The sequence below is a fragment of the Rhizobium changzhiense genome (assembly GCF_013087625.1).
GTDB classification, from domain to species: Bacteria; Pseudomonadota; Alphaproteobacteria; order Rhizobiales; family Rhizobiaceae; genus Rhizobium; species Rhizobium sophorae.
The window spans coordinates 22881-39837 of the sequence record NZ_JABFCQ010000009.1 but is presented as its reverse complement, the minus strand read 5'-3'; the positions used below and the strand labels follow the sequence as shown (position 1 = coordinate 39837).

Below are 16957 nucleotides of genomic sequence, written 5' to 3'. Positions count from 1 at the left end.
ACCCCTGCCGAAATTCAGGCCTTCAGCGCCGCCGCCTCTGCCGCGAGCTTGGTAATGCCCGCCCAGTCGCCGGCCGCGACCAGTTCCTTGGGCGCCACCCACGAGCCGCCGACGCAGACGACGTTCGGCAGCGAGAGGTAATCATTGGCATTCTTCAGCGAAATACTGCCGGTCGGGCAGAACAACGTGCCGGCAAGCGGCGAGGACAGCGCCTTGAGAAAGGCGGCGCCGCCAGCCTGCTCGGCCGGGAAGAATTTCAGCACCTGGTAGCCTTCTTCGCGCAGCGCCATGACTTCGCTGGCGGTCGCAGCCCCCGGAAGCAACGGCACGTCGGAATCGGCGGCGGCATCGAGCAGTTCCTGCGTCGTGCCCGGGCTGACGATGAACTTCGAACCGGCCTCGACGGCGGCTGCCCAATGGGCGACATTGAGGATCGTGCCGGCGCCGACTTCGGCGCCCTCGACCTCTGCGGCGACGGCGCGCACGGCCTCGAGCGCCGCCGGCGTGCGCATGGTGATCTCGATCGCCTTCAGGCCGCCCGCGACGAGCGCGCGGGCCAGAGGCACCGCCGTCTTCGCATCGTCGACGATCAAGACCGGAACGACAGGCTGGAGTTTCAGGATGGAAAGGAGCTTCTCTGTTTTCTCGCCCATGGTCGCGCGACCTCCTTGAAACGATTGAATTCGGACCCCGAATAACGCCCCCGCGGAACCTTGTCGAGATAAAACCGGACCGCATGCCGAGAAGGGTATGAAATGCGTGGAAATTGGGCTACCGTGCCGCAATCGTCACAAAAGGTTCACCGATATGGCGAAAGAGATCGAGCGGAAGTTTCTGGTACGCAGCGATGGATGGCGTTCCGCCGTCGAGACGAAGTCTGTCTTCAGGCAGGGTTACATTGCCTCGATGGACGACCGTTCCGTCCGGGTGCGCATCCTCGACGGCAGGAAGGCGAAACTGACGATCAAGATCGGCCGCAGCACCATCACCCGTGACGAATTCGAATACGACATCCCGATCGCCGATGCCGAAGAGCTGTTGCAGAACGCGATCGGCGTCGTCATCGAGAAGACGCGCTATCGCGTTCCGCATGAGGATTTTGTCTGGGAAGTCGACGTCTTTACCGGCGAACATCGCGGACTGGTGATTGCCGAGGTGGAAATGACGGCGGAAACCGATGATCCGGCCTTGCCTACCTGGCTCGGCCGCGAAGTGACCGGCGATTTCCGCTATTCCAACCAGGCCCTTGCTACAGAATACGGGCACGACAGGCATGGCCTATCGCATTCGGCCTGACGCCGATTTCACCGAGTCATTCCGCAGTGTCGCGACGGAGCAGCTGGAACGCGCCGTCACAGTTCTCGAGGAGCGCCCGGACGGCGCCCATGAGGCGATCCATTCCTTCCGCAAGAACCTGAAACGACTGCGCTCGCTCTACCGCCTCGTGGCCCGCGACGTGCCGGATTTTCGGGCCCAGGAAAATACAAGGCTGCGCGATGCCGCACGCTCGCTTTCGGCGATCCGCGACGCTGCCGCCCTCATCGGCACCGCCCAATATCTGCAGCATGCAGCTCGCGGGAAAGAGGAGAGCGAAGCGCTCGGCCGCATCGTCACCATTCTCGAAGGGCGTCGTGACTGGATGGCGGAAGCCGAAAGCGGCTTGGAACAGCGGCTGACGGAAACCTCCGACGTTCTGAAGGAGGCGATCGCCGCCCTGGATGCCGTTTCCTTTGATGGCGGCCACCGCAAGAATGCCCGCATGCTGGCGAAGAGCTGGCGACGCACGGCGCGGAAGGCCAAGACCGCGCTTGCGGCTTGCCATGGCGAGGCATCGGCCGACGATTTCCACGATCTGCGCAAACGCACCTACGACTATCGGCTCTACCATGCCCTTTTGCGCGACGTCTGGCCGGGCGCAATGAAGGCGAAGCGCGATGCCGCCAAGGAACTCGTTGAGGATCTCGGCCACATCCACGATCTCACCGTGCTCTCCGAACTGGTCGAAGCCGAACCGCAGCTCTTCACCCGCAATGACGACCTGGCGCATCTGCTCGACATCATCATCTTCCGCCAGCAGGAAGACCGGCGGCAAGCGTTGGTCAAAGCCGAAGCCGTCTTCGCTGATGATGCCGACGAGGAAGCGGAGCGCATCGAGCTTCTCTGGTTGATGGCTGGAAACTGAGAGAAGGTCGCCGCTGGCGAAGGCAATTGCGCGGCTCGCCGATTTTCTGTATTTCCGGCCTATGACCGACAGCCTGACACACACCAGCCCGTTCCTCGTGGCCGCACTCTACCATTTCGTTTCCGTGCCGCGCTTTGCCGACCTGCAGGCGCCGCTGCAGACGCTTTGCGAGGAGAACGGCGTCAAGGGCACGCTGCTTCTGGCGCATGAAGGCATCAACGGCACGATTGCAGGCCCGGATGCCGGCATTCACGCCGTGCTTTCCTTCCTGCGCGCCCAGCCGGAATTTTCGAGCCTGGAGCACAAGGAAAGCCGCGCCTCGAAAATGCCCTTCCTGCGCATGAAGGTGAAGCTGAAGAAGGAAATCGTCACTATGGGTGTCGAAGATATCGACCCCAACAAGGTGGTCGGCACCTATGTGGCGGCCAAGGACTGGAACACTCTGGTTTCCGATCCCGACACCATCGTCATCGACACCCGCAACGACTACGAGACGGCGATCGGAACCTTTCGCGGCGCGCTCGACCCGAAGACCAAGAGCTTCCGAGAGTTTCCGGAATGGGTGCGTCAGAATCCCGGTCTGCACAACAAGCCGAAGATCGCCATGTACTGCACCGGCGGCATACGCTGCGAGAAGGCCACCGCCTTCATGAAGGCTGAGGGCTTCGATGAGGTCTATCATCTGAAGGGCGGCATCCTGAAATATCTGGAGGAAGTGCCGCAGGAGGAAAGCCTCTGGGATGGCGCCTGCTTCGTCTTCGACGAGCGCGTGTCCGTCGAGCACGGTTTGAAGGAAGGCGAACACCGGCTCTGCCACGCCTGCCGCAACCCGATCACTGCCGAGGAAATTACGTCACCGCTCTACGAGGAAGGCGTTTCCTGTAGCCACTGCTACCACACGCGCACGGAGAAAGACCGGCTGCGCTACCGTCAGCGTCAGCACCAGATCGCACTGGCGAAGAAGCGCGGTCAGCGACATATCGGCAGCTGAGCCGGGATTCTGATTGGATCAGCCTGCCGCCTGGATGCGGCGCCGAGCTTCCGGCTCCGCTGCACGTCGCTCGTTCAACATCTCGGTGATAAGGTCTGATGCCACAGGCTTTCCGAACAAATAGCCCTGCAGGCAGTCGCAGCCGAAGAGGCGCATGGCTGTCGCCTGCTCCTCGGTCTCGATGCCTTCGGCCGTCACCGGAATGTCGAGCGAGCGGGCAAGCGCCACCGTCGCCTGCAGCATCTCGCGCTGGCGTTTGTCGTTGACACCCATGACCAGCGAGCGGTCGATCTTGATGCGGTCGAAGCCGAACTGCCTGAGGTAACCGATCGAGGAGAAGCCGGAACCGAAATCGTCGAGCGCCACCTTGACCCCCAGCGCCTTCAACCGTTCGATCGACTGGCGGGTGCGCTGCGGATTCTGTATCATGTAGCCTTCGGTGATCTCGAGCGTGATGCGGCCGGCCTCGATCTCCGTCTGCTTTAGCACGTAGCGCACATAGTCGGTAAAGGCGGGATTGCGGAACTGGCCGGGCGAGACGTTGACCGAGACATTGAGTTCCGGCCATTGCTTGGCCGTCTCACAGGCCTTGCGCAGCACGAACAGGCCGAGCGATTCGATGAGGCCGCTGGTTTCGGCGATCGGGATGAACAGCTCGGGCGAAACAGGGCCATGGCCCGGACGGTTCCAGCGCACCAGCGCCTCGACGCCGGTCATCGCATGCGTCGCCGCGTCGATCAGCGGCTGGTAGGCAAGCGTCAGGTCGCCGCTTTCGATGGCGATCCGGAGATCGAGCTCCAGCGCATTGCGCTGCTCTCGATCCGCATCCATCGACGGATCGTAAAGCATCATGCGCGCGCGGCCGGCCTCCTTCGCCTTGTACATGGCAAGGTCGGAGCGGCGCACCAGTTCTTCCCGCCCGATCGTACCGAGAGACGACATGGCGATGCCGATGCTGGCCCCGACGACGACGACGCGGCGGCCGATCTCCAGCGGTTCGACAAGAAAATCGAGAATCTGCTCGGCAAGCTGCAGGGCGGCGGCATTCTCGCTGTCGGAGAGAAAGGCGATCGCAAATTCATCGCCGCCGATGCGGGCGAGAACGGCACCCTGCGGAATGAGCACATCGAGCCCAGCTGCGACTGCACGGATCAGCTGGTCGCCGGTGCCGTGGCCATAGCTGTCATTGACTTCCTTGAAGCCATCGAGATCGAGATAGAGGAGCAGCACGTTGCGCTTGGTCTGGCGTGCCTCGGCGACAAAACGATCGACGGCGAGCCCGAGACCGTCGCGATTGGAAAGACCGCTCAGCCTGTCGCGTAGCGCCTCCTCGCGGGCGCTGTTTTCCTCCGCCTTCAGGCGGCGTCCGGCAAGCCAGCCGATGACCAGCAGCACCACGAAGAACAATCCGACGAGGCCGAGCGCCTGGATGACCATCGGCCGCACCTGTGCATAGCCGATATCGCCGGGTGAACGCGAGATCCACACGAGCTTGCCAAGCGTTGCCCCTGTCGGATCGACGATCGGTACGAGATAGTCGGCCGCAAAGCTCGGCGGCGCCAGCCTCAGCCCGCCGATGACATAGGTCTGGCCGAGAGCGGTCACCCTGTCGTCGTCGAGATGGCGGGCGAAAACGAGATAGCGTTGCTGGCCGGCGGGCACATCCAGCGCCCCGGACTTTTTCCGCACCAATGCCACACCGACGGCGGCAATGCCCCGTTTGGTGGTGACGAAACCGATCGCCTGAGGACGATCGGCCGGGCCGGCCGCCTTCACCGTGTCGAAGAGGGTCCAGAGCGAAGGCGCGAAGAAATCCGTAAGCGGCTCCTCCATCGGTTTGCCGTCGCGATAGGCCATGATCGCCTTCTTCTCGCCATCGATGACGATTGCCATGTCGAAAAGCGAACTGTTGACCGACATCTCGCCGTAGTTGCTCACCGTCCAGGCCATACCGTCGGCTGCGTAGACGTTGACGGCGGCGTCGTCCCAGGCGGCGTAATCGTCGAGCGTCGCGCCGAGCTGGTCCTCGAAGGTCTTCAACGCGCCGATCGTCGTTTCGCGCGAGCGCTCGTCATCGAGAACATTGGAATTTTCGGCCACGCGTTCGAGCGCCGTCAGCACCATGATGGTGGCGACTGCGACGATGACCGCGAAGGAGAAAAGCACGCCCGTGACGGTGATGTGACGGCCTATTCCCGATCCCTTGCTCTGCGACTTTCCGGCTGTCCGCATTACGACTCCCTGACCGTTGGACTTTGCCAGTCAAGGGTTCAAAAACGTTTAAGCAACCGCCTGTTGCAGGCCTCTCGTCATCTATTTTTTGTGCCTGTCGCCGGTCGTCGCGAAAATGATGGCAAGCAGCGTCGGCTTGCCATGCCGCCCGGAAGTCCGCGCCCGGATGGCGCGCGAATAAGCGTCGTGCCTCTCTCAAGTGGCCGGGGCAGCTGCGCTAAACCGCCTTGTGATTGCCCTTCGGAAATTGCGCCGCGAGTTGGCGATACCACTTGCCGCTCTTCTTCACCGTGCGCAGCTGGGTTTCATAATCGACATGGACGAGACCGAAGCGCATGCGGTAGCCTTCCGCCCATTCGAAATTGTCCATCAGGCTCCAGGCGAAATAGCCGCGCAAGGGATAGCCGTCCTTGATGAGGTTGGCCACGACATCGAGGTGATCGCCGATATAATCGAGACGCATCGTATCGTCCACCTCGCCGTCGACGGCATCGGTGTTGTCGCAGGCGCCGTTCTCGGTGATGTAGCATTCCGGCAGCTCGTAGCGGCGGTAGAGGTCCTCGACCGAGAGCTTCAGGCCCGGCGCATAGATTTCCCAACCGATATCGGTCTTGACGTCGCTTGCCGGCGGCGCTTCCACCGCCCAGGGGAAATCGCCTTTGCGTTCGGCATCGTCGATGACACGCTCGGGCTTATAATAGTTCAGGCCCCACCAATCGAGTTTCTGGCTGATGAGTTTCAGGTCGCCATCTTCGACGACGGGCATGCGGTCGCCGAGCGCCGCGATGAATTCCTTCGGATATTCACCCTTGAAGACCGGATCGAAGAAGGCGCCGTTGTGGAACTGATGCGCCCGCTCGCCGGCGGCAAGATCGGCCGGGCTGTCGGAGCCGGGAATGATCGAGGCGGCGTTGAGCACAAGCCCGACCGGCACGTTGGGGGCTTCCGAGCGGATCGCCTCGACGCCGAGGCCGTGGGCAAGGTTCATGTAATGCATGGCATGAAGGGCGGCCTGCATGTTGCGCTCGCCCGGAGCATGGATGCCATAGAGGTGGCTGAGCCAGACAATGCACCAGGGTTCGTTGAAGGTCGCGACCCGGTCGAGGCGATCGCCAAGGCGGTTCATCACCGTCTTGGCATAGCGCTGAAACGCATAGGCAGTCGAACGCGCGGTCCAGCCACCCTCGCCGGCGAGCAGCAGAGGCAGGTCCCAGTGGTAGAGCGTTGCGAAGGTCTTGATGCCGCGCGCCTTGCAGCCGTCGACGAGCCGGTCGTAGAAATCGAGGCCGGCCTCGTTCACCGGACCGGTACCGTCGGGGATGATGCGCGGCCAGGCAATTGAGAACCGGTAGGCTTCGACACCCATCTCCTTGATGAGATCGAGGTCCTGCTCCAGCCGATTGTAGTGATCGCAGGCGATATCGCCGTTATCGCGATTATGGACACGGCCGGGCATATTGCAGAAAGCATCCCAGATGGATGGCTTGCGGCCATCGGCCTTGCTGGCGCCCTCGATCTGGAAGGCGGCGGTGGCGACGCCGAAGGTGAAGTCGCCGGGAAAGCGCTCTGCCAGTTTTTTCGGATCGATCATCTGTAAATCCTATCTCTAGAGCAATTCCAGGAAAAGTGCGAAGCGGTTTTCCGTCCGGAATTGCGTGAAAACAAAGAGATAGAGCATTTCCGTGATTCGAAGAAAAAAAGGAAACGCTCTAGGTTGAGGCCGTTTGCCGGGATTTAGCCAAGCGTGAAGGCAAAGTACAGGTCGGCGTCGAGAAAAACTGCAACGTTGCAGGAAACGCCTGCTTCTCCACCCTCCCCCACTCATAACGGCAATGTCAGCAGTCGTGACTTGCTGTTGGGACCACGACCTTTACACGGGAAATGGCATCACAAATATGAAAGGAATCCAATGCTGTCTTCGATCCATCTGCTGCAGCCCCATCTGCTGAGCTTGCTGCGCATTGTCTCGTCGCTTGTGCTTTTCAGCTACGGAACGCAGAAGATTTTGCATTTTCCGGTTGCGGCAAGCGTGCCGCCCGTCGGCTCGCTTTCCTGGGTTGCTGGGCTTATCGAACTCACGCTCGGCTTCCTCGTCCTGGTGGGATTCCAGACCCGTATCGCAGCCTTCGTGCTCTCGGGCCTGATGGCCTTCGCCTATTTCATCGGGCATGCGTCGAAGGGCATCTATCCCGCCCAGAACGGCGGCGTTGCGGCGATCCTGTTCTGCTTCGTGTTTCTTTATCTGGTGGCGGCAGGTGCCGGACCGTTGAGCGTCGATAACTTTCTGAAGCGTGGCCGCACTGCAGCGGCCTGATCAGAAATAAAACAAAAAAGCCGAGGCGACTGCAGACGAGGCCGCCTCGGCGTTTTTCATTGGGCGACGCCAATGACGCGGATCATTAAATTCAGGGCTTGACCCAGGCGCCATTCTTCTTCGAAGACGCGACGCAGGCTTCGACGAAAGCCACACCCTTCACGCCGTCATCGACGGTGGGGTAGACCACTGCCTTGTCGACGGCCTTGCCCTTCTTGCGCGCATTGATCGCATGCGCAGCTTCCGTATAGATCGTCGCAAAGGCTTCGAGATACCCTTCCGGGTGCCCTGATGGCACGCGCGTGACACGGCCGGCAGCCGCCCCTGAACCGGCGCCGCCCCGGGTGATCAGCCGCTTCGGCTCACCGAAAGGCGTGTACCACAAGTAGTTCGGGTCCTTCTGGGTCCATTCCAGCCCGCCCTTGGTGCCGTAGACGCGGACCATCAGGCCGTTTTCATGGCCGGGTGCCACCTGGCTGCACCAGAGCATGCCCTTGGCCGGCTTCTCCGAGCCCTTCGCCTTGAAGCGCAGCATGACATGCGCGTTGTCGTCCAGCCGGCGGCCCGGAACGAAACTGTCGAGGTCGGCGGCGAGGCTATCGAGCTCGAGACCGGTGATAAAGGCAGCGAGATTATAGGCATGCGTGCCGATATCGCCGGTCGAGCCGCCGACGCCGGACTGCGCCGGATCGGTGCGCCAGGCGGCCTGTTTCTGGCCGGTTTGTTCGACCGCTTCCGTCAGCCAGTCCTGCGGATATTCGGCCTGGACGACGCGAATGTCGCCGAGTTCGCCGTTCGCGATCATCTCCCGCGCCTGGCGGACCATCGGATAACCGGTGTAATTATGCGTCAGCACGAAGAGCGCGCCGCCCTCGTCGGCGATCTTCTTCAGCTTCTTCGCATCGGCAAGGTTGGATGTCAGCGGCTTGTCGCAGATGACATGGATGCCGCGCTTCAGGAATTCCTTGGCTGCATCGTAGTGAACATGGTTCGGCGTGACGATCGCCACCGCTTCGATGCCGTTCTTCAGCTTCGCCTCGCGGATTGCCATCTCGCGATAGCTGGAATAGGTCCGCGACGGATCGAGGCCGAGGTCGCGGCCGGATGCGATCGCCTTTTCGGGCGAAGCCGACAGTGCGCCGGCGATGAGATCGTACTGATCGTCGATGCGGGCCGCGATACGGTGCACCGCGCCGATAAAAGCGCCCGCGCCGCCGCCCACCATGCCGAGCCGGATGCGCGGCTCGCGGGTCTGTTCGGATGATGCTTCGATTGCCATTGATTCCTCCTGAAATTAAACTTGGTGCGGACGCATGCCCCTCATCCGGCTGCCGCCACCTTCTCCCCGTAAACGGGGCGAAGGGACTGTGTCGCACCCTCTCCGTTCCCCGCTCGCTCTCGCAAGGCACGTCCCCTTTCCCCGTCTTTTACGGGGAGAGGGTTAGGGTGAGGGGCAAGAGCCACCAACCGGTGTGTGCTGTTAAGAAAGCCCCAGCATCCGCCGGTTCGCCGCCTGGTCCGTGCCGCTGCCGGCGAAATCGTCGAAGGCTTTCTCGGTGACGCGGATGATATGGGCGGCAACGAATTCGGCCCCTTCGCGGGCGCCGTCTTCCGGATGCTTCAGCGCGCATTCCCATTCCACCACGGCCCAGCCGTCGAAATTATTCGCCGTCATCTTCGAGAACACCGCGCCGAAATCGACCTGGCCGTCGCCGAGCGAACGGAACCGGCCGGCGCGTTCCACCCAGCCCTGATAGCCACCGTATACGCCCTGGCGCCCGGTCGGATTGAACTCCGCATCCTTGACGTGGAACATCTTGATGCGGTCCTTGTAAATGTCGATGTTGTCGAGATAATCGAGGCACTGCAGGACGTAGTGCGAGGGATCGTAGAGCATGTTGGCGCGCGGATGGTTCTTCACGCGCTCCAGGAACATCTCGAAGGTGATGCCGTCATGCAGGTCCTCGCCCGGGTGGATCTCGTAGCAGACATCGATGCCGTTCTCGTCCGCATGATTGAGGATCGGCGTCCAGCGACGGGCGAGTTCGTCGAAGGCAGTCTCGACCAAGCCGGCAGGACGCTGCGGCCAGGGATAGATGAAGGGCCAGGCAAGCGCGCCGGAGAAGGTCGCATGCGCCGTAAGCCCGAGGTTTTTGGATGCCGTCAGCGCCATCTTGACCTGCTCGACCGCCCATTCCTGACGCGCCTTCGGATTGCCGCGCACCTCCGGTGCAGCAAACCCGTCGAAGGCTTCGTCATAGGCCGGGTGAACGGCGACGAGCTGGCCTTGCAAGTGAGTGGAGAGTTCGGTGATCTCGATGCCGTTTTCGCGAGCCTTGCCGGCGAATTCGTCGCAATAGGCCTTGGACGTGGCAGCCTTCTTCAGATCGATCAGCTGGCTGGCCCAGGTCGGCACCTGGACGCCCTTGTAGCCGATGTCGGCCGCCCATTTGGTGATCGCGTCCCAAGAGTTGAAAGGAGCAGTATCGCCCGCGAACTGGCCAAGGAAAAGGCCGGGGCCCTTGATCGTCTTCATGTCAGATTCCTCCCTGAATATCGACCGTAAACGTTTCTGAGATGTTGTAGCACGCTGTTGGGCGGGAGCAAGGCGCCTCCTCCGCCCTTGGCTCATGATTTGGCGCGAGGCCAGATGCGATATGGCTGCGAGCTAATCATGATGGGCTCTGGCGGGCAAGAGGTACGTGCAGCATTTTCGGCCAGCCACTGTATGGAAGCATAAAAAATGCGCCCATCCTTTCGAATGGGCGCATGTCTCAAGTCGATGGATCAGAACGGCGAATCCGGGAAATAGAAGTCCTTGGCATTCTCCTTGGTGACGAGCGTCGCATCGAGAATGTAGCTGCCATGAACCGGGACCTGATCGTAAAGTGCCGCCGCTGTCAGCTCCATCGCCGTGCCGACCATTGCCGGCGGATAGAGAACGTCGACCGGGATCAGCTTGTCGCCGTCCATGACCTTCTTGACCATGTCCTTGGAGCCGGCACCGGCGACGACATATTTGATGTCGGTGCGCTTGGCCTGCTCGATCGCCTGCAGAACGCCGACGGCCATGTCGTCATCCTGGCACCATACGACGTCGATCTTTTGGTACTTGGTCAGGTAGTCCTGCATGACCTTGAAGGCGTCGTCGCGGTTCCAGTTGCCGTACTGGCGGTCGAGAACCTTGACGTTCGAGCCGGCAATGCCCTTGTCGAAGCCGTCCTGGCGCTGCTGGTCGATCGGGATCGGCAGACCGCGGATGATGACCACCTCGGCGTCCGGCGTCGTGTCCTTGATGTACTTGCCGGCGACTTCGCCGAGAGCCGGGTTGTTGCCGGCGACATAGAGGTCACGCACGGAATTGTCGTTGTTGCTCGGCGCACGGTCGACGAGGGCGACGAACTTGCCCTTACCCTTGACTTCCTTGATGGCATTGACGAGCGGATCAGGATCCGACGGCAGGATGACGAGGGCGTCGATACCCTGCGTATCGAGATCCTGCACCGCGTTGGCCTGGCTTGCAGCGTCCGGCGAGGTCTTGACGATGACGTTGAGACCGGGATGTTCGGCCATCAACAGCTTGGCGACACGTTCGGCATGGAACACCACGCCCGAAGTCCACCCGTGGTCGGCGGCCGGAATGGATACGCCGATCGTGAATTTCTTGTCCTCGGCGTGAGCGGCGCCGGCGAACGTCACCGCCGCAACCGCCAGGCCAAACATCAATTTACGCATTCTATTTCCTCCCAATAAATTCAGGGACTTTCCATATCGGGACCGGACGCCCTGTAAGCCCGATCAATTGTAACCCCGACCGATTGCAAGCCCGGTCAACTCATGATTTGCCAACTCATGATTTGCGTACCAGCGAGCGCTGGACGAACATGGCGATGATGATGATCGCACCCTGGATGGCGCCGATCAGATACTCGCTGATGATATTCGAAAGCAGCATGATGTTGCCGACCAGTTCGAGAATGAAGGCGCCGCAGATCGTGCCCCAGACCCTGCCCGCGCCGCCCTTCAGCGCCGTACCGCCGACGACGACGGCCGTGATCGCCTGCAGCTCCCACAGGATGCCCGTCGTCGCCGACGTCGAGCCGAGACGGGGAACATAGAGCAGCACGGCAATGGCGACGCACAGCCCCTGGATGACGAAGGCGATCGTCCTAACGCGATTGACCGCGATGCCCGAATAGCGGGCGACATCGCTGTTCGATCCGACCGCGACGACATGGCGCCCGTAGCGGGTGCGATAGAGGATGAAGGCCGCAGCCGCCGTCACCGCCAAAATCACCGCGATCGGCACCGGCACGCCAGCGATATTGCCGAAATAAGCCGGACGATAGAGCGTCTGGATATCGGCGGAGCGAAGCGTGATCGCGCCGCCTTGCGACAGCCATGTCGTCAGGCCGCGATAGATGCCCATCGTGCCGAGCGTCGCAATGAAGGGCTCGATCCTGCCGACTGTCGTGATCAGGCCGTTCGCCAAGCCGCAGAGTGCACCAGCGACCATGGTGAAGACGACCGCGACCGTCAGCATCAGGGCCGGGTTTTCGATGGCGCCCGAATTCATCAGCAGGATCATCAGGCTGGCGACGAAGGCCACCATCGAGCCCACCGACAGGTCGAGATCGCCTGCAGATATCACGAAGGTCGCACCGACCGCGATGATGGCGATGAAGGCGCTGCGTGTCGCGACATTGGCAAGGTTGGTGATGCCGATGAAATTAGGATTGACCAGGGCTCCGACGATCAGGAGCAGTGCCAGGGCGACAAAAGGCGCGACCGCACGCAGGTCGACATCCCGCCAAGATCGGCGCCGGATTTCCCTGGTCTCCTCGTTGACACTCATTTCCAAAATCAACCTCCCGCCCCATATTTTCTGGGCATCTATGTGTCGCCTGATCGGCGAAGCCTGCTTCAGCCCTCAGGCGGCCGCCTTCTTCTTGAGCCCGGCGGCGTAACGCATGATCTCCTGCTCGGAAATCTCGTCGCCCTCGAGCACGCCGACGATGCGCCCTTCGCGCATCACCGCCACTCTGGTGCAGAGGCCGATGACCTCCGGCATCTCCGACGACACGACGATGATCGACCGGCCGTCTCGGGCGAGTGCCGAGATGAAATGATAGATCTGCTGCTTGGTGCCGACATCGATGCCGCGCGTCGGCTCGTCGATGATGATGATCTGCGGCTCGGTCTCCATGACCTTGGCAAGCAGCAGCTTCTGCTGGTTCCCGCCCGACATACGGCCGGCGACGATATTGCCGTCACGAACCCTGATGTCGAAGCGGCGCTTGGCCTTTGCCATTGCGGCCGCCTCGCTGCCCGGGCTGAGATAGCCGTGACGAGCATGCCTTCCGAGCGATTGCAGTGTCAGATTGGTCACCATGCCGGAACGCAGCAGCAGGCCTTTCGACTTGCGGTCCTTGGTCATATAGGCGAGCCCGCAGCGATTGGCGGCATGCACGTCGCCGGAGGGAACCGTTTCCCCCTTGATGATCACCTCGCCCTCGAGACGGGTCCGCAACCCGGCGATCGCTTCCATCAGCTCGGTGCGACCAGAGCCGATCATGCCTGAAAAACCGATGATCTCGCCCTTGCGCACCTCGAAGCTGGCATCCTTCACATAGCCCGTCGACACCGAGGCGACGCTGAGGACGATTTCCTCGTCGACATCAGGCTCGACCTTGGCGGGATAGAGGCTGGAAAGTTCGCGACCGACCATCAACTGCGCGATCGATTCCCCGTCCAGAATGGATGTCGGTGATGTCTTGATCCACTGGCCATCACGCAGCACGGTGACGCGGTCGGTCAACTCCATCACCTCGTCGAGCTTGTGGGACACGAAGACGAAGCTGGTACCCTGGTCGCGCAGCTTGCGAACCTGCTTGAAGAGCATACTGGTCTCTTCCCGCGACAACACGGCGGTCGGCTCGTCCATGAACACCACCCGCGCGTCGCGGCTGATTGCCTTGGCGATTTCGACCATCTGCTTGTCGGCGATGGAAAGCGTGCTGATCAGCGCATTCTCATCGACATGCGAACCGAGCACATCGAGAACCTTGCGTGTCTCCGACCGCATATATTTGCGATCGAGCACGCCGAAACGCGTGACTTCGCGCCCGAGAAAGAGGCTCTCCGTCACGGTCAAATGTTCGGCGAGGTTGAATTCCTGGTGAATGATGACGATGCCGAGCGCCTCGGCGGCGCCGTTGGGCGGCAGCACGACCGGCTTGCCGTCGAGCAGGATCTCGCCGGAGCTCGGCTGTTCGAACCCGGACAAAACTTTGACAAGCGTGGATTTGCCGGCGCCATTTTCACCCATGAGCGCATGGATTTCGCCGGCGCGGAGATCGAAGTTCACGCTGAAGAGGACCTGCACGCCACTGAAGGATTTGCATATGCGCCTGGCGGACAGCACCACGGGTGCGGTGTCGGCGGTTTCCACGGTCATCTGGCCCTCCCCAAAGCGGCTCCCCGTCCGCTCTGGCGCCTTATGTAAACCTTTACATACATCATGTAAAGGTTTACATCGTTGATTTACACAGATCAGTTGAAGCCCGCCTTTGACCTCTCGACAAGTCTGTGTAGTGTCGCGGCGAAGACAGCCCAAGGCAGAGCTCAGTGTCGAATTCCACGCCCGCAACCATCGAAGACGTCGCCCGGATCGCCGAGGTCTCCATCGCGACGGTTTCCCGGGCAATCCACATGCCGGAAAAGGTCGCCAACTCCACGCGCCTTAAGGTCAACCAGGCGATCGCCATCACCGGCTATACGACCAATGCCATGGCGCGCAGCCTGAGGCTCGGCCGCTCCAACATGATCCTTGTCGTGGCGCCCGATATCGGCGATCCCAATTTCTCCAACATTCTCGTCGGGCTGGAGAACGAAGCGCGCGCGCACGGCTACGGCATCCTGATCGGCCACACGCAGAACGACGCCCAGCGCGGTCTCGAATATCTGAAATTCCTAAATTCCAACCAGGCTGCCGGGCTGATCCTCTTCACCGGCATCCTGCCCTTCGGGCATCAGACGATGACCGCGCGGCTGCCGCCGAGCGTCGGCGTTTTCGAGCCCGTCTTCAACGGCGGCATTCCCTATGTCGGCGTCGACGATACCGAGGGCGCTCGCAAAGCGGTGGACCTGCTGCTGGCCGAAGGGCATCGCAAGATCGCCTTCATCGGCGATTCGCGCACCCGGCTTGCCTATACCAGGCGCCGTATGGGTTACGATGCCGGTCTCGATGCTGCCGGCATCCCGCCCGACAACAGGATCGTGCTGGAAGGCGACGGGACGATCGAAAGCGGGCGGCATGCGGTCGAACAGCTTTTCATGCGCGACACGCTTCCAACCGCCTTCATGTGCGTCAACGACCAGACGGCGATCGGCGTCATGGTCGGGCTCGGCGCGCGAGGCTACGACATTCCGCGGGATTTCTCGGTGACCGGTTTCGACGACGTGCCGCAGGCCGTCTTTATATCCCCACCGCTGACCACGATCCGCCAGCCGAGAACGGCGATCGGCAAGCAGGCAATGGCGCTGCTGCTGGAACTTCTGTCCGATGGCCGGCCAACCGAAACGGAAATCCTGCTGCGGCCGGATCTGGTGGTTCGAAACTCCGTCTCGGCGCCGTCGCGCAACTGGTCGAAACGGTAAACCAATAGAGGCTGAAGGTTTTGCGCCGTCGCCCGGCCGGAGAGGGTTGCGCCGGCGACCAATGGCCGCCGGCGCTGATCGTCAGACGTAGCGGTTGACGACGTTCTCGAGCAGTTCCTGCTTGCCCGATCTTGGCTGCGGGTTGACGTCCTTGCTCTCGACCCAATGGGCGATCTCGTCCAGCGAATATTCGCCGCGGAAGAGCTTCTGACTTTCAGCCGAATCCCAGCCGGCATAACGATCGGCGAGCGGCTGCGACAGAGCCTTGTCCTCGATCATCTTGGCGGCGGCCTTCAGGCCGCGAGCGCAGCAATCCATGCCGCCGATATGGCCGATCAGCAGATCCGCCGGGTCGAGAGACTGGCGGCGCAGCTTCGAGTCGAAGTTGGTGCCGCCGGTCTTGAAGCCGCCACCAGCCAGAACATGGTAGTAGGCGAGCGCCATTTCGGGAACATTGTTCGGGAACTGGTCGGTATCCCAGCCGGACTGGTAGTCGTTGCGGTTCATGTCGATCGAGCCGAAGATGCCGAGCGCATTGGCAAGCGCCAGCTCGTGCTCGAAGGAGTGGCCAGCAAGGATCGCGTGGCCCTGCTCGATATTGAGCTTCACCTCGTTTTCAAGACCGTGCTTCTTGAGGAAACCATAGACGGTCGCGACGTCGTAATCATACTGGTGCTTGGTCGGCTCCTGCGGCTTCGGCTCGATCAGGATCGTGCCCTTGTAGCCGATCTTGTGCTTGTATTCGACAACGAGGTTGAGGAAGCGGCCGAGCTGGTCGAGCTCACGGCCGATATCGGTGTTGAGCAACGTCTCGTAACCTTCGCGGCCGCCCCAAAGCACGTAGTTCTCGCCGCCGAGCTTCTGCGTCGCGTCTATGCAGGTCTTGACCGTCGCAGCAGCGAAAGCAAAGACATCCGGATCCGGATTGGTGGCTGCACCCGACATATAGCGGCGATGCGAGAAGAGGTTCGCCGTGCCCCAGAGCAGCTTGGTGCCGGTTGCGGCCTGCTTCTCGGCGAAATAATCGACGATCTCGTTGAGGTTTTTGGTGTTTTCGGCAAAGTTCTTGCCTTCCGGACGCACGTCGGCGTCATGGAAGCAGTAATAGGGCGAGCCGAGCAGCGAGAAGAATTCGAAGGCGACGTCAGCCTTGAGCTTGGCGGCCTTCATCGTGTCTTCGAACCAGGGACGCAGGAAAGTCTGACCGCCGAAGGGATCGCCGCCCGGCCAGGTGAAGGTGTGCCAATAGGCCACGGCAAAGCGCAGATGGTCTTCCATGCGCTTGCCCATGACGATCTCGTCCGGCTGGTAATGGCGGAAGGCCAGCGGATTGGTGCTGTCGGGGCCTTCGTATTTCACTTTCTGGATATCGCCGAAAAATCCGGTGCTCATGTTGGTTCTCCTTGGGTTTGTATCTGTTTGCAGTCCGAATTCTTGTCTGCGCCAGAGGCCCCCTCATCCGCCTGCCGGCACCTTCTCCCCGACCGGGAGAAGAGACTCGCTGCGGCGCTTCTTTCCCCTTCTCCCCTCGGGGAGAAGGTGGCCCGAAGGGTCGGATGAGGGGGCCGCTGGCTCCAGT

14 protein-coding genes are annotated in these 16957 nt (G+C 61.5%); 5 read left to right on the top strand and 9 right to left on the bottom strand.

The window, feature by feature from the left end:
- Window positions 1-14 precede the first annotated feature (14 nt).
- Window positions 15-653, bottom strand: coding sequence for a 2-dehydro-3-deoxy-phosphogluconate aldolase (locus tag G9X68_RS29885; protein ID WP_171605469.1), 639 nt, complete (start codon window positions 651-653; stop codon window positions 15-17).
- A gap of 154 nt (window positions 654-807) precedes the next feature.
- On the opposite strand from G9X68_RS29885, the gene G9X68_RS29880 reads away from it, so the two are divergent.
- The 3 genes from G9X68_RS29880 to trhO all read left to right on the top strand — a co-directional run bounded on the left by G9X68_RS29880 (window position 808) and on the right by trhO (window position 3173).
- A complete protein-coding gene (locus G9X68_RS29880; protein ID WP_003543008.1) occupies window positions 808-1296 on the top strand; it encodes a CYTH domain-containing protein in 489 nt (162 codons plus the stop codon).
- Complete coding sequence (locus tag G9X68_RS29875) at window positions 1274-2182, top strand: CHAD domain-containing protein (RefSeq protein ID WP_171605468.1); 909 nt, start codon at window positions 1274-1276, stop codon at window positions 2180-2182. Before G9X68_RS29880 ends, G9X68_RS29875 begins: the two co-directional genes overlap by 23 nt.
- 61 nt (window positions 2183-2243) lie before the next feature.
- A complete protein-coding gene (trhO, locus tag G9X68_RS29870) occupies window positions 2244-3173 on the top strand; it encodes an oxygen-dependent tRNA uridine(34) hydroxylase TrhO (RefSeq protein WP_171605467.1) in 930 nt (309 codons plus the stop codon).
- Window positions 3174-3191: 18 nt separating this feature from the next.
- Here trhO and G9X68_RS29865 read toward each other — a convergent pair whose 3' ends face one another.
- Entirely contained in the window at window positions 3192-5405 is a 2214-nt protein-coding gene (locus G9X68_RS29865) for a putative bifunctional diguanylate cyclase/phosphodiesterase (protein WP_171605466.1), read from the bottom strand.
- 217 nt (window positions 5406-5622) lie between these two features.
- Complete coding sequence (locus G9X68_RS29860; RefSeq protein WP_171605465.1) at window positions 5623-6996, bottom strand: GH1 family beta-glucosidase; 1374 nt, start codon at window positions 6994-6996, stop codon at window positions 5623-5625.
- A gap of 318 nt (window positions 6997-7314) precedes the next feature.
- Between G9X68_RS29860 and G9X68_RS29855 the strand changes: the two genes are divergently transcribed.
- Window positions 7315-7719 (top strand): DoxX family protein, encoded by a 405-nt coding sequence (locus tag G9X68_RS29855; RefSeq protein ID WP_171605464.1) that lies wholly within the window; start codon window positions 7315-7317, stop codon window positions 7717-7719.
- Between the two features lie 91 nt (window positions 7720-7810).
- On the opposite strand, the gene G9X68_RS29850 is transcribed toward G9X68_RS29855, so the two are convergent.
- The 5 genes from G9X68_RS29850 to G9X68_RS29830 all read right to left on the bottom strand — a co-directional run bounded on the left by G9X68_RS29850 (window position 7811) and on the right by G9X68_RS29830 (window position 14176).
- Entirely contained in the window at window positions 7811-8998 is a 1188-nt protein-coding gene (locus G9X68_RS29850; RefSeq protein ID WP_171605463.1) for a Gfo/Idh/MocA family protein, read from the bottom strand.
- A gap of 201 nt (window positions 8999-9199) precedes the next feature.
- Window positions 9200-10255 (bottom strand): sugar phosphate isomerase/epimerase family protein, encoded by a 1056-nt coding sequence (locus G9X68_RS29845; protein WP_029871833.1) that lies wholly within the window; start codon window positions 10253-10255, stop codon window positions 9200-9202.
- A gap of 251 nt (window positions 10256-10506) precedes the next feature.
- Window positions 10507-11454, bottom strand: coding sequence for a substrate-binding domain-containing protein (locus G9X68_RS29840; RefSeq protein WP_171605462.1), 948 nt, complete (start codon window positions 11452-11454; stop codon window positions 10507-10509).
- Between the two features lie 115 nt (window positions 11455-11569).
- Window positions 11570-12574, bottom strand: a complete 1005-nt coding sequence (locus tag G9X68_RS29835; protein ID WP_171605461.1) for an ABC transporter permease — start codon at window positions 12572-12574, stop codon at window positions 11570-11572.
- Between the two features lie 75 nt (window positions 12575-12649).
- Window positions 12650-14176 (bottom strand): sugar ABC transporter ATP-binding protein, encoded by a 1527-nt coding sequence (locus G9X68_RS29830; RefSeq protein WP_171605460.1) that lies wholly within the window; start codon window positions 14174-14176, stop codon window positions 12650-12652.
- Window positions 14177-14346: 170 nt separating this feature from the next.
- Between G9X68_RS29830 and G9X68_RS29825 the strand changes: the two genes are divergently transcribed.
- Complete coding sequence (locus G9X68_RS29825; RefSeq protein WP_138333254.1) at window positions 14347-15378, top strand: LacI family DNA-binding transcriptional regulator; 1032 nt, start codon at window positions 14347-14349, stop codon at window positions 15376-15378.
- Between the two features lie 81 nt (window positions 15379-15459).
- Here the strand turns inward: G9X68_RS29825 and xylA are convergent, their stop codons facing one another.
- Complete coding sequence (gene xylA / locus G9X68_RS29820; protein ID WP_138390603.1) at window positions 15460-16770, bottom strand: xylose isomerase; 1311 nt, start codon at window positions 16768-16770, stop codon at window positions 15460-15462.
- Window positions 16771-16957: the final 187 nt, after the last annotated feature.